The organism is Burkholderia sp. L-4 (genome assembly GCF_056856535.1).
On sequence record NZ_JBXEOX010000003.1, the window covers coordinates 211,401 to 223,543 of the forward strand.

General features: G+C 68.2%; 12 protein-coding genes and 1 pseudogene. 11 read left to right on the top strand and 2 right to left on the bottom strand.

Annotated features, from left to right (window positions below):
• The first annotated feature begins 59 nt into the window (after nt 1–59).
• The 8 genes from AC1VVG_RS31495 to AC1VVG_RS31530 all read left to right on the top strand — a co-directional run bounded on the left by AC1VVG_RS31495 (nt 60) and on the right by AC1VVG_RS31530 (nt 9,664).
• Nucleotides 60–794 (top strand): cupin domain-containing protein, encoded by a 735-nt coding sequence (locus AC1VVG_RS31495; RefSeq protein WP_482837402.1) that lies wholly within the window; start codon nt 60–62, stop codon nt 792–794.
• Between the two features lie 2 nt (nt 795–796).
• Nucleotides 797–2,122, top strand: coding sequence for an NAD(P)/FAD-dependent oxidoreductase (locus AC1VVG_RS31500; RefSeq protein WP_027791938.1), 1,326 nt, complete (start codon nt 797–799; stop codon nt 2,120–2,122).
• A 93-nt stretch (nt 2,123–2,215) separates the two neighbouring features.
• Entirely contained in the window at nt 2,216–3,493 is a 1,278-nt protein-coding gene (locus tag AC1VVG_RS31505; protein ID WP_482837403.1) for an NAD(P)/FAD-dependent oxidoreductase, read from the top strand.
• Nucleotides 3,490–4,947 (top strand): aldehyde dehydrogenase family protein, encoded by a 1,458-nt coding sequence (locus AC1VVG_RS31510; RefSeq protein ID WP_059562497.1) that lies wholly within the window; start codon nt 3,490–3,492, stop codon nt 4,945–4,947. The genes AC1VVG_RS31505 and AC1VVG_RS31510 overlap by 4 nt, the downstream gene beginning before the upstream one ends.
• A gap of 67 nt (nt 4,948–5,014) precedes the next feature.
• Nucleotides 5,015–6,202 carry a M20 aminoacylase family protein gene (locus AC1VVG_RS31515; protein WP_034191860.1) on the top strand — a complete coding sequence of 396 codons (1,188 nt, stop codon included), beginning with the start codon at nt 5,015–5,017 and terminating at the stop codon, nt 6,200–6,202.
• A gap of 549 nt (nt 6,203–6,751) precedes the next feature.
• The gene (locus tag AC1VVG_RS31520; protein ID WP_034191859.1) at nt 6,752–7,738 is read left to right on the top strand and encodes a TRAP transporter substrate-binding protein; all 987 of its coding nucleotides are present in this window, start codon (nt 6,752–6,754) and stop codon (nt 7,736–7,738) included.
• Nucleotides 7,735–8,307 carry a TRAP transporter small permease gene (locus AC1VVG_RS31525; RefSeq protein ID WP_482837404.1) on the top strand — a complete coding sequence of 191 codons (573 nt, stop codon included), beginning with the start codon at nt 7,735–7,737 and terminating at the stop codon, nt 8,305–8,307. Before AC1VVG_RS31520 ends, AC1VVG_RS31525 begins: the two co-directional genes overlap by 4 nt.
• 4 nt (nt 8,308–8,311) lie before the next feature.
• Entirely contained in the window at nt 8,312–9,664 is a 1,353-nt protein-coding gene (locus AC1VVG_RS31530; RefSeq protein WP_034191857.1) for a TRAP transporter large permease, read from the top strand.
• Nucleotides 9,665–9,856: 192 nt separating this feature from the next.
• On the opposite strand, the gene AC1VVG_RS31535 is transcribed toward AC1VVG_RS31530, so the two are convergent.
• Together AC1VVG_RS31535 and AC1VVG_RS31540 are read right to left on the bottom strand one after the other, a co-directional pair.
• A complete protein-coding gene (locus AC1VVG_RS31535; protein WP_482837405.1) occupies nt 9,857–10,174 on the bottom strand; it encodes a lactate dehydrogenase in 318 nt (105 codons plus the stop codon).
• A 426-nt stretch (nt 10,175–10,600) separates the two neighbouring features.
• Complete coding sequence (locus tag AC1VVG_RS31540; protein ID WP_482837649.1) at nt 10,601–10,807, bottom strand: hypothetical protein; 207 nt, start codon at nt 10,805–10,807, stop codon at nt 10,601–10,603.
• Here AC1VVG_RS31540 and AC1VVG_RS31545 point away from each other — a divergent pair.
• The 3 genes and pseudogenes from AC1VVG_RS31545 to AC1VVG_RS31555 form a co-directional block, all read left to right on the top strand.
• Nucleotides 10,794–11,009: pseudogene (locus AC1VVG_RS31545) on the top strand (alpha/beta fold hydrolase); the annotation flags it as partial. The gene AC1VVG_RS31540 and the pseudogene AC1VVG_RS31545 sit on opposite strands and share 14 nt — an antisense overlap.
• Before the next feature lie 324 nt (nt 11,010–11,333).
• Nucleotides 11,334–11,612, top strand: coding sequence for a DUF4148 domain-containing protein (locus tag AC1VVG_RS31550; RefSeq protein WP_006405309.1), 279 nt, complete (start codon nt 11,334–11,336; stop codon nt 11,610–11,612).
• Nucleotides 11,613–11,627: 15 nt separating this feature from the next.
• On the top strand, nt 11,628–11,855 hold the full coding sequence (locus tag AC1VVG_RS31555) for a hypothetical protein (protein ID WP_124670080.1): 228 nt from the start codon (nt 11,628–11,630) through the stop codon (nt 11,853–11,855).
• Nucleotides 11,856–12,143 lie beyond the last annotated feature (288 nt).

A 12,143-nucleotide genomic window follows, 5' to 3' on the forward strand; every position in this document is an offset into this window, starting at 1 on the left:
ATTTCCGATATCGCGCGGCAGTGTTCAACCGCACCGCCGCGCGCCGCACAGGAGCAGATATGACCGCAGTTTTCGTGTTGCACCGCGCCGATGGCGCGCCTTCGTCAACCGTATTTCGCCAGCAGGCGTTCGGCGCGAACGATCCTTTCGCGCAAGCCCGGGAGATCGCGTGGGAAGGTCCCGACGCGATGGCCGCCGGACGTGTCGCGTTCGCCGGCGAACTCGACGTGGCGAGCTTTCCGCACATCGAAACCATCGCGATCATCGAGGGCGAGCTGACGCTCGAAGCGGCCGGCGCCGCGCCGCTGGTGCTGGGCCCGGGAGACGGGGCCGTGATCGGCGGCGGCACGGCGCTGCGCGTGACCGCGGCATCGCGCGTGCTGTTCACGTTCTGCGCCGCCGCGTGCGCGGCACCGACCCGGCGCGGCGTGTTCGCGCTGCGAGCCGATGCCGACTTCAAGCCGTCGGCCACGCTGCCGGCGGAGGTGCTGCTCGGCCCGGCGCCGCAGTGCCGCAGCGACAACGTGTTCGTCGACGACGGCGCCGCGTACTGCGCGGGCACATGGGATTCGACGCCCTATCACCGGATCGTCCGGCCGCATCGCGTGAACGAATTCATGTTCCTGCTGGACGGCGACGTACGGTTCGCCGCGCCGGACGGCAGCGTGCTGACGCTCGGCGCCGGCGATGCGCTGTTCGTGCCGCAAGGCACGCCGATCGGGTGGGAAAGCAGCGAACGCGTGGCGAAGTTCTACGTCGTGCAGACCGTCAACGCATCCACCGAGCGAGCCTGAGCATGACTCCTCCGCTACGCCATATCGAAACCCCGGCCACGCTGCCGGCTTCGGCCGATGTCGTCGTGATCGGCGGCGGCATCATCGGCGTCTTCACCGCCTACTATCTGGCCCGGCGCGGCGTATCGGTCGCGCTCGTCGAGAAGGGGCGCATCGGCGCCGAGCAGTCGAGCCGCAACTGGGGCTGGTGCCGGCAGCAGAACCGCGATGCGCGCGAGTTGCCGATGGCAAGCAAGAGCATCGACCTGTGGGAACGATTCGCGATCGAATCGGGCGAGGACACGGGCTTTCATCGCTGCGGCCTGTTGTACCTGAGCAATGACGAGGCCGAGCTGGCCCGCTGGGCCAGCTGGGGCGAGTTCGCGAAGACGGCGGGCGTGGCGACGTACATGCTCGACGGCAAGCAGGCCACCGAGCGCGGGCACGCGACCGGGCGGCCGTGGAAAGGCGGCGTGTTTTCGCCGACCGACGGCACGGCCGACCCGGAAAAGGCCGCGCCGGCCGTCGCCGCAGCGCTGATGAAGCTCGGCGGCAGTGTCCACCAGTACTGCGCGGCGCGCGGCATCGAACGCGAGGGCGGACGCGTGAGCGCCGTCGTCACGGAGTCCGGCGTGATCAAGACCAAGACCGTCGTGCTCGCGGGCGGCGCCTGGGCGTCGTCGTTCTGCCGCCAGCTCGGCATCCGTTTTCCGCAGGCGTCGATCCGTCAGTCGATCCTGAGCGTGTCGCCGGTCGAGCATCCGCTGCCGGATGCGATGTACACGTCCGGCGTGTCCGTGACGCGCCGCAGCGACGGCCGTTACGCGCTGGCGATCAGCGGCCGCGCTCGGGTGGACCTGACGCCGCAGTTCCTGCGATTCGCGCCGCAATTCGTGCCGATGTTCGCGAAGCGCTGGCGCAATCTGCTGCCGGGCGGGCTCGAAGGGCTGCGCGGCGGTCATGAAACGCTGAAGCGCTGGCGCCTCGATGCGCCGACGCCGATGGAGGCGGTCCGCATCCTGGATCCGAAGCCGGACATGTCGACGGTCCACGAAACCTACCGCCGCGCCGTCGAACTGATGCCCGAACTTCGCGACGCGAAGATCACGCACGCGTGGGCCGGGTTCGTCGACAGCACGCCGGACGGCGTGCCGGGCATCGGCGAAGTGCCGGGCGTGCCGGGGCTGATCCTCGCGGCGGGCTTTTCCGGCCACGGCTTCGGGATCGGGCCGGGCGCCGGGCACCTGATCGCGGATCTTGCGACGGGCGCGCCGCCGCTGGTCGATCCGGTGCCGTACCAGCCGGCCCGGTTCAGCGATTCCGCATGGGGCAAGGTCGCCGATTTCTGATGCAAGGCCGCGACGCTCGCACGCGAGCGGCCGGACCGGCGCGGCGAACCTTCGCCGGCCTGACCGTCCGGCGCGGCCACCTGGGAGTGACGGATGCGTTTCGGTTCCTACTGGCTCGAGACGTCAGAGCCATTTGCGAGCAACTCGCCGGCGTTGCGCGACGGCAGTTGCGACGTGCTGGTGGTGGGCGGCGGGATCACCGGCTCGGCGGCCGCACTGGCGCTGGCCAGGAAAGGGGCGCGCGTGATCGTCTGCGAGGCGGGCACCGTCGGGCAGGCGGCATCGGGACGCAACGGCGGTATGTGCAACAACGGCTTCGCGCAGGATTACGCGGCGCTGTCGCAGCGCATCGGCACGGAACTGGCCAATCGGCTCTATCGCGCGTTCGACGCAGGCGTCGACACGGTCGAGCGGCTGGTCAGGGAGGAGTCGATCGATTGCGATTTCGTGCGCCGCGGCAAGCTCAAGCTCGCGGCGAAACCTGAGCATTACGACAAGCTCGCGCGAAGTCAGGCACTGCTCGCGGCGAGCGTGGATCCCGACACGCGCATGGTGACGAAAGCCGAGCTGCGTGACGAGATCGGCTCGGACCGTTATCACGGCGGCCTGCTGTTCGGCAAGAGTGCCGGGATGCACGTCGGCCGTTACGTGCGCGGCCTGGCACGCGCCGCGCAAGCGCGCGGCGCGCACGTCCTCGAGCATGCGCCGGTGCTCGGGCTGAAGCGGCAAGCGGGCGGCGCTTACGCGGCGCGTACGCCGCTCGGCGAGATCCGTGCGCGCCAGGTGCTGCTCGCGAGCGGCATTTCGCAGGTCGGCCCGTTCGGCTGGATTCGCCGCAGGATCGTGCCGGTCGGTGCGTTCATCATCGTCACCGAGCCGTTGCCGGACGACCTGCTCGACCGGCTGTTGCCGACGCGCCGGATGGTCACCGACACGAAGAACTTCGTCAATTTCTTTCGCGTCACGCCCGACAACCGGATGCTGTTCGGCGGTCGCGCGCGGTTCGCCGCGTCGAACCCGCGTTCGGACGAAAAGAGCGGGGCGATCCTGCGGCGGCAGCTGGCCGCCGTGTTTCCCGAACTGGCCGGCGTACGCATCGACTACTGTTGGGGCGGGATGGTCGACATGACCGCCAACCGACTACCGCGCGCGGGCGAGCGCGACGGCGTGTACTACGCGATGGGCTATAGCGGCCACGGCACGCACATGGCCACGCTGATGGGCACGCTGATGGCGGAGATCATGGACGGGCGCGCGGATCTCAACCCCTGGAAAGACTTCGACTGGCCGGCCATTCCCGGGCACTTCGGCAAACCCTGGTTCCTGCCGTTCGTCGGTGCCTGGTATCGACTCAAGGACACGCTGCAATGAATTCTCCTGTTGTTCACCTGATGCAAAACGGAAGGCTCGATCGCCTCTTCATCGACGGCGACTGGGTCGTGCCCGACGGCGGCGACCGGTTCGTGGTCGTCAGCCCGTCCACCGAAGACGGACTGTGCGAGATCCCGCTCGGCAACGCGCGTGACGCCGACCGGGCCGTCAGCGCCGCGCGCAGGGCCTTCGAACCGTGGGCGGCCACGTCGCCGCAGGCGCGCGCCGCGCTGCTCGATCGCGTGCATGCGTTGATGCTGGAGCGCGCGGAGCTGTTCGCCGCGGCGCTGGCCACGGAAATGGGCGCGCCGATCAGCTATGCGCGCGCCGCGCACGTGCCGCTCGCGGCCGAGCATATCCGCGTCGCGCGCGACAATCTCGCGCGTTATCCGTTCGTCTCGCGGCGGGGAACGACCGCGATCGTGCGCGAGCCGATCGGCGTGTGCGCGCTGATCACGCCGTGGAACTGGCCGATCTACCAGATCACGGCGAAGGTCGGCCCGGCGCTCGCGGCCGGCTGTACGGTCGTGCTGAAACCCAGCGAGCTGTCGCCGCTCAGCGCGCTGCTGTTCGCGGAAGTGATCGCCGATGCGGGCGTGCCCGCGGGCGTATTCAACCTGGTGAGCGGCGACGGCGCGGTGGTGGGCGCCGCGCTGTCTTCGCACCCGGAAGTCGACATGGTGTCGATCACCGGCTCGACGCGTGCCGGCGTGCTGGTGGCGCAGGCGGCGGCGCCGACCGTCAAGCGCGTCGCGCAGGAGCTGGGCGGCAAGTCGCCGAACATCGTCTTGCCGGATGCGGACCTGCAGCGGGCCATTGCGCCCGGCGTGGCCGCCGCGTTCCGGAACATGGGTCAGTCGTGCAGCGCGCCGACCCGCATGATCGTGCCGCGCAACCTGCTCGGCACGGTCGAGGCGCTGGCTCTCGCGGCCGCGCAGAAACTGGTGGTCGGCGATCCGTTCGCGGAGACGACGACGCACGGGCCGCTTGCCAATCGCGCGCAATTCGGCCGGGTCGCGCAGATGATCGACGCGGGCCTCGACGAACGGGCGAAGCTGATCGCCGGCGGTCCCGGCCGGCCGGAAGGGTTCGACAAGGGCTTTTATGCGCGGCCGACGATTTTCTCCGACGTCCGCACCGACATGACGATCGCGCAGCAGGAGATCTTCGGTCCGGTGCTCGCGATTCTTCCCTACGATACCGTGGACGAGGCGATCGCCATTGCGAACGACACGGTCTACGGGCTGGGCGCGCATGTGCAGGGCACCGACAAGGCGCAGGCGCGCGCGGTGGCCGCGCGCATCCGGGCCGGCCAGGTGCACCTGAACTACCCGGCGTGGGATCCGCAGGCGCCGTTCGGCGGATACAAGCAGTCGGGCAACGGCCGCGAGTACGGGATCGAAGGGATGGAGGAATACATGGAAATCAAGTCGATCCTCGGATTCGACGACTGAAGCTGTCGCCGCACGCGATGCGGCGGCGGTCCCGATTTGAACCGGTTTGCCTGGCAGAGGTGCCGACTTGGAAAACATCGTCATCCCCGACACGTCGCTGGACCTGCATCACGCGCACTGGGCGACATTGCGCCGCGATCTGCATGCGCACCCCGAACTGCGATTCGAGGAACACCGGACGGCCGACGTCGTCGCCCGCGAGCTCGAGGCGCTCGGCTACGCGGTGTCGCGCGGGCTCGGCGGCACGGGCGTCGTCGCGAGCCTGCCCGGCGCGGACCCGCGCCGCGGCATCGTGCTGCGCGCGGATCTGGATGCATTGCCGATTCACGAAGCGAACGACTTCGCGCATGCGTCGTGCACGCACGGAATCATGCATGCGTGCGGGCACGACGGCCATACCGTCATGCTGCTCGGCGCCGCGCGCATCCTGAAGGACTTGCCGCAGCTGCCGGGCGCCGTGCATTTCGTGTTTCAGCCCGGGGAAGAGGGCGGCGCGGGCGCGCGCAAGATGATCGACGACGGGCTGTTCGATCGCTACCCGACGGAAGCCGTATTCGGCATGCACAACTGGCCCGGCCTGCCGGCCGGGCATTTCGGGATGCGCACCGGCCCGATCATGGCCGCGGGTTCCCGTTTCCGGATCACGGTCACCGGCAAGGGCGCGCACGCGGCTCAACCGCACCTGGGCATCGATCCGGTGCCGCTCGCGTGCGCGATGGTGCTGCAGTGCCAGACCATCGCCGCGCGGCACAAGGATCCGGTCGATCCGGCCGTCATTTCCGTCTGCATGTTCCAGGCGGGCACGACGGACAACGTCATTCCGGACAGCGCGGAGCTGCGCGGGACGATTCGCACGCTGTCGTCCGAATTGCAGCAACGGCTGCAGCGCGACGTCCGGCTCGTATGCGAAGGGCTGGCCGCCGCGCATGGGGCGCAGGTCGACGTCGAGTTCTTCCAGTACTATCCGGCGACCGTCAACACGCCGGCCGAGACGGCGCTGTGCGAAACGGTCGTTCGCGACACGTTCGGCGACGACCGCCTGTTGCGCGACGTGCCGCCGAACATGACGTCCGAAGACTTCGGCTTCATGCTGGAAGAGCGGCCCGGCGCTTACGTGCTGATCGGCAATGCGCCGGCCGGAACGGATGCCCCGTCGCTGCATCACCCGAAATACGACTTCAACGACGACATCATTCCGGCGGGCGTCCGCTATTGGGTCGCGCTGGCGCAGCATTATTTCAGGCGCTCGCCGTGACGGCAGGCGCGAGGTCGAGGCAGTCGACAGCCCGATCACGTTGACGGGGTGTTCGCCAGCCGGGCATTGACGCCCGGTTGGCGCGCGGCGGGCGCTCGAATCGCCGCCGCCGCACGCGGTGAGTGCCGCTGCCGTCGCGGGCAAGGCGGCAAGCCGGCCGAGCACGCTCGGACTTGGTCGGCAAAGTGCGTCGACGTGGTCGCACCGTGGTCAGTCATCCTATAACAAGACGGGGCACTACGAAAGAAGGCGATTAGCCGTCAGGAAATCGTCCCGACCCTGTCCGATCCGAATCCCGCTCCGTTTACGGAAAACGTTTCGCCAAAGACGCGCAAAAACAGAGGAAACGATTCCCCGATTCACGCCAAAAACCCTTGATGGTAACGGTCATAGGGGTATGCACCAAGTGAGTTAAACGGTTAACCGACGTACATTCGCTCGACACGTCATACGACGTATGACTCTGCGGTTCAGCGGAGCGTCTCGCCGACGCATGTGCCTGCCGACGGATCGCCGCACAACAACGATCGACCATCAAGGAGACTCACCATGAAGCACCGATTCACCGGCTCCCGTACCGTCCTGGCCGTCGCATTGATGGCCGGCTTCGCGATGTCCGCGCAGGCGCGCGTGTTCCGCTCGGCGGACGTGCACGGCGACAACTTCCCGACCAACATGGCCGTGAAGTTCATGGGCGACGAGCTGTCGAAGGCGACGGGCGGGAAGGATTCGATCAAGGTGTTCGGCAACAGCGCGCTGGGCTCGGAGAAGGACACGGTCGACCAGGTGCGGATCGGCGCGATCGACATGGCGCGGGTGAACGGCGCGTCGTTCAACGAGATCGTGCCGGAATCGCTGATCCCGTCGTTTCCGTTCCTGTTCCGCGATGTCGACCATTTCCGCAAGGCGATGTACGGCCCGGCCGGCCAGAAGATCCTCGATGCGTTCAGCGCGAAGGGGATGATCGCGCTGACGTTCTACGAGAGCGGCGCGCGCTCGATCTACGCGAAGCGCCCGGTGCGCACGCCGGCCGACATGAAGGGGCTGAAGGTGCGCGTGCAACCGTCCGACCTGATGGTCGACGAGATCAAGGCGATGGGCGGCACGCCGACGCCGATGCCGTTCGCCGAGGTGTACACGGGCCTGAAGACGGGCCTCGTCGACGCGGCGGAAAACAACCTGCCGTCGTACGAGGAAACCAAGCACTACGAAGTGGCGCCCGATTACTCGGAGACGCAGCACGCGATGACGCCGGAAGTGCTGGTGTTCTCGAAGAAGATCTGGGACACGCTGTCGCCGCAGGAGCAGGCGGCGATCCGGAAGGCGGCGGCCGATTCGGTGCCGTACTACCAGAAGCTGTGGACCGCGCGCGAGGCGTCCGCGCAGCAGATGGTGACGAAGGGCGGCGCGAAGATCCTGCCGGCCGCGCAGATCGACCGCGCGGCGTTCGTGAAGGCGATGCAGCCGCTGTGGACGAAGTATGAAAAGACGCCGCAGATGAAGCAGATCGTCGACGAGATCGAGGCCACCAAGTGACGCGTCGCACTTCCCTGAACGGCGCCGCGGCCGGCGGCTCGTCGGCCTCGGCCCCGGACGGCGCCGGGCCGGCGCGGCCGCATGCCGTGCCACTCCTGCGCTGCGTGAACGACGTGCTGTTCCGCGTGCTGGCCGTGATCGCGTCGGCGTGCCTCGCGGTGCTCACGGTGCTGGTGTTCTACGCGGTCGTGATGCGCTACGTGTTCGAGAACGCGCCGGATTTCGTCGAGCCGATCGCGCTGCTGCTCGTGATCGTGATCGCGATGTTCGGCGCGGCGATGAAGGTGCGCGACGGCGGCCATATCGGCCTCGATTCGCTCGTGCGCCGGCTGTCGCCGAAGGCGCGCAACGTGGTCATCGGGATCCAGCACCTGAGCCTGATGGCGTTCGCGGTGATGATCATGGTCGGCTGCGGCAGCATGGCCGCCGAGACGATGGGCGACCGCATCCCGATCATCGGGCTGCCCGAAGGCGTGCGCTACCTGATCGCGATGCCCGCGGCGGTTGCGATCATCCTCTTCTCGCTCGAGCACCTGCTCGCGCTTCGTCGTTCTTCGTCGGGACAATAACGCCATGGAACTCGCGATCCTGTCCGTCAGTTTTCTGATTTTTCTCGTCCTCGGCGTGCCCGTGTCGTTCGCGCTCGGGATAGCCTGCGTGCTGACCTACATGGTCGAAGGCCTGCCGATCGCGACCGCGATGCAGGCGATGATCTCGGGGATGAACGCGTTCTCGTTCCTCGCGGTGCCGTTCTTCATCTTCTCCGGCGAACTGATGCTGCACGGCGGCATCGCGGACCGGATCCTGCGCTTCGCGCAGGCGACCGTCGGCCATTTCCGCGGCGGCCTCGGGATGGCGAACGTCGTCGCGTGCACGCTGTTCGGCGGCGTGTCGGGCTCGCCGACCGCCGATACGTCCGCGATGGGCGGCGTGGTGATTCCGCTGATGAAGCGCGAAGGCTACAGCGCCGCGTACGCGGTCAACGTGACGACGCACGCGTCGCTCGCCGGCGCGCTGATGCCGACGTCGACCAACATGATCATCTACGCGTTCGCCGCGCAGGGCATCACCGGCATGCTGCACGGCCAGCCGGTGAGCGGCGTGTCGATCGGCGACCTGCTGTTCTCGGGGCTGCTGCCGGTGCTGTGGGTGATGGGCTTCGTGCTCGCCGCCGCGTACTGGCAGGCCGTGCGTCACGGCTACCCGCGCCGCGAGGACGGCTCGTCCGCGCTGCCCGCATTTCCCGGCTGGTATGCGGTGCTGCGCAGCTTCGTCGGCGCGGTGCCCGGGCTGATGGTGATCGCGATCATCCTCGTGTGCGTCGCGAAGGGCATCGCCACCGCGACCGAAGCGGCCGCGATCGCCGTCGTGTATTCGCTCGTGCTGACCGCGCTCGTCTACCGCACGCTGACGGCCGCGAAGCTGCGCCGCGCGCTGTCGCATGCGGCGCGCACGACGGGTGTCGTGCTGCTGCTGATCGCGGTGTCCAACATGCTGCGCTTCCAGATGTCGTACCTGGAGATTCCGGATGCGATCGAAGGGCTGCTGAAGCAGTCGACCGCCGCGCCGTGGCTGATGCTGCTGTACATCAACATCATCCAGGTGTTTCTCGGCACGTTCGTCGACATGGCCGCGCACATCCTGATCACGACGCCGCTGTTCCTGCCGATCGCGATGGCGTGCGGCGTCGGGCCGGTGCAGTTCGGGATCATGCTGCTGCTGAACTGCTCGCTCGGCCTCGTGCATCCGCCGATCGGGTCGGTGCAGTTCGTCGGCTGCGCGATCGGCAACGTGTCGATCGGCGAGACCACGAAGATGGCGTGGCCGTACTACCTCGCGATCTTCAGTGCGATCAACATCGTCACGTACATGCCGTTTTTCTCGACCTGGCTGCCGAGCCTGATCAGCGGGCACGCGGTGTTCTGACGCGCGCGATCGCGCGGCGGCTGCGTGATCACGTCAGCCACGCCGCGCACGTTCACGACCGCCCTCGAATCGGACAGCGTGGCCCGGATGCCGGCAAGCCGGGGATCGGCGTCCGGTTCGGACGCGGTGCCCGGGCCGGGCGGCTGTCGAAACGTCATGCGACATTTCTCCGTGGCGCCGCGAACCGGCGTGTCAGTAGCGGACCCGTCCGATCAGGCCCGGCGGGTCGACGGCGTGCCGGACGGCGGCGGCAAGCTGCCGCTGCGCGTACGCGATATTGACCGGCCCGACGCCGCCCCACAGCGGGCTGTGCCGCATCGTGATCGACACCGCGAGCGCGACGGCCGTGACGGCGAGCAGCACGAGCGACAGCGAGCGTGCACGCGCATGGTCGACGAACGTGCCGTCGACGAAACCGCCGTCCGGCCACGCGGTACGCATGATGCCGACCACCAGCACGCGGACGGGCGTCGCGGCCAGCCCGAGTTCCTCGCTCCACAGTCGCCCCACAGACGGCTACCTGCCGGCGACACCAGCGCCAGCACCGCACCGATCGCGAAGAACAGGTCGATGCCGATCGCGATGCTGTTGCGTTTCGCGCGACGGATCAGCCAGGCGCCGTGCACGAGCGCGAGCATGTCGCCGATCAGGAACGCGTGCGTCCCGAGCAGGTCCGGCTGTTCGGGGCGCAGCCGGCCGTGGAACAGGAGCACGATCGCGGGCAGGGGGTTGCTTGCGTGCAGCAGGTAGCCGGTTATGGGATTGCTCGATGTCATTGGTGTCTTTCCTTCGTCGGAACAGCGTGGCGACGCGTCGTGCATCGGGATCGTCAGATCGCTGAAGAACGGCAGCGGGTAGTCGGTGACGTTGCACACGAGTTCGGCGGCCGCGAGCGACTGCGCGCGGCCGTCACGAGCACGAGCGCCTGCAGCGCGATCATCGCCATCCGCGCGAGACGGGTACGCACACGTACAGCTTGAACGTATTGCGTTCGCGCAGCGACGCGATCGCGGTGGTCGTCGAGTCGAGGCCGATCGCCGTCAACGCCATCACGAAGATGCCGGTCGCGAAGAACGCGCCATGGTCGAACGGGCGGCGCGCGGGCGCCGCATTCTCGAAGCGCGCCTGCGCGGCCGGCAGCATCGTGCCACCGCTCCTCGATGCAATCGTGCCGCCGTGCTTCCGTCCGGACGTCAATTTCGTGGACCCGGTGCCTGCCGCGTCTCGCGCTGCGCTCGCGAGCCTGCCCGCCGACCGGCTGCGGCAGTCGATCGTCCCGCTCGGCCGGCTGATCGTCGGGCGGCCCCGCTGCCGGCGCGCCACCCGGTCGCGGTCAGCTTCGCGACGAAGAACTCGGCCAGCACGCCGACGTTGGCCGGCCGCGCCCGGGCGGACGGCGTGACGAAGGACTGGCCGCCTGTGGGCGGGTGCCGGTTTCGCATTGGCGCGCGTTCGGGTACCGCCGCCGATCGGCCAGCCAGCGCAGGTCGATTACCGTCGTCGTGAACCTGCGCGCGATGCGGCGGATTTCAGGATTGTCATCCGGGCGTCAGCGTCGTGCCGGTCGCGATCACCAGAATGAAAGCGTCAGGCGGCGAATCGCATCCGCGGTTCCGCCGGCGGCGCATCGACGATGCGTCCTCATCGAACCATTCTGGGGAGTTTCATCATGAATCGCAGATTGATCGCAGCTGCCGCGCTGCTCGCCCTCGCCATCGGCACGCCGATGGCCGCTTTCGCACAGACGTCGTCATCGGGTCCGACCCGCGCCGACGTGATCGCCGATCTCGTTCAGGCGCAGCGTGATGGCACCGTGCCGACGTCGAACTGGGACTATCCGCCGAGCACCCAGACGATCGCGCGCAATCGCGAGCTCTATGCGATCGCGCATGGCGAGCAGAGCACGGCGACCGCGTCGGTGTCCGTACCGGCCGCCAGCGCGCAGTAAGCGGGGAGTCGGGCGATGAAAAGCTTTTCCCGACTGGCGATCGCCGCGCTGCTCGCGGCGGCGGTCGCGCCCGCGTTCGCGCGCGGGCAGCCCCAATTGCCGAATGACGACGGCAGCCGCGCCAGCGTGCTGCGTGAACTGAACCCGACGCGCGCGCCTGATGGGGCGCAATGCCGGTCCGCATCGGCCCCGGACCATCGTGACGGCAACGCGGGTGCGCCCATGCCGAACGGGAGGACGTGAAGCTGCCCATTCACGGGCGAATGTGACGAAATACCGGGATTGAAATGCCCGCTGCCGAGGTTTTCCGGAAGCCTGTTCACGGATGTGCCGTCCGGTACGCGATGTCGTCCGTGCCGGATCGATCGGCAAGCGCAAGCCGATCGAGCGATCGAAGGATTTGCAGTCGGGCCGGTTCAGGCTTTCACCTTCGGTAACCCGGACCGCTCCGCATCGGCTTGCACACAACCCGACAACGAGCGGCACCGGATCGAAGCCGTGTTGATACACGGGGTGAGCGTTGGCGCACAT

Bases quoted from the DNA above. Each gene is read 5' to 3' on its own strand.
- AC1VVG_RS31495 (WP_482837402.1), top strand. From the start codon at position 60: ATGACCGCAGTTTTCGTGTTGCACCGCGCCGATGGCGCGCCTTCGTCA.
- AC1VVG_RS31500 (WP_027791938.1), top strand. From the start codon at position 797: ATGACTCCTCCGCTACGCCATATCGAAACCCCGGCCACGCTGCCGGCT.
- AC1VVG_RS31505 (WP_482837403.1), top strand. From the start codon at position 2,216: ATGCGTTTCGGTTCCTACTGGCTCGAGACGTCAGAGCCATTTGCGAGC.
- AC1VVG_RS31510 (WP_059562497.1), top strand. From the start codon at position 3,490: ATGAATTCTCCTGTTGTTCACCTGATGCAAAACGGAAGGCTCGATCGC.
- AC1VVG_RS31520 (WP_034191859.1), top strand. From the start codon at position 6,752: ATGAAGCACCGATTCACCGGCTCCCGTACCGTCCTGGCCGTCGCATTG.
- AC1VVG_RS31530 (WP_034191857.1), top strand. From the start codon at position 8,312: ATGGAACTCGCGATCCTGTCCGTCAGTTTTCTGATTTTTCTCGTCCTC.
- AC1VVG_RS31540 (WP_482837649.1), bottom strand. From the start codon at position 10,807: ATGCTGCCGGCCGCGCAGGCGCGCTTCGAGAATGCGGCGCCCGCGCGC.
- AC1VVG_RS31550 (WP_006405309.1), top strand. From the start codon at position 11,334: ATGAATCGCAGATTGATCGCAGCTGCCGCGCTGCTCGCCCTCGCCATC.
- AC1VVG_RS31555 (WP_124670080.1), top strand. From the start codon at position 11,628: ATGAAAAGCTTTTCCCGACTGGCGATCGCCGCGCTGCTCGCGGCGGCG.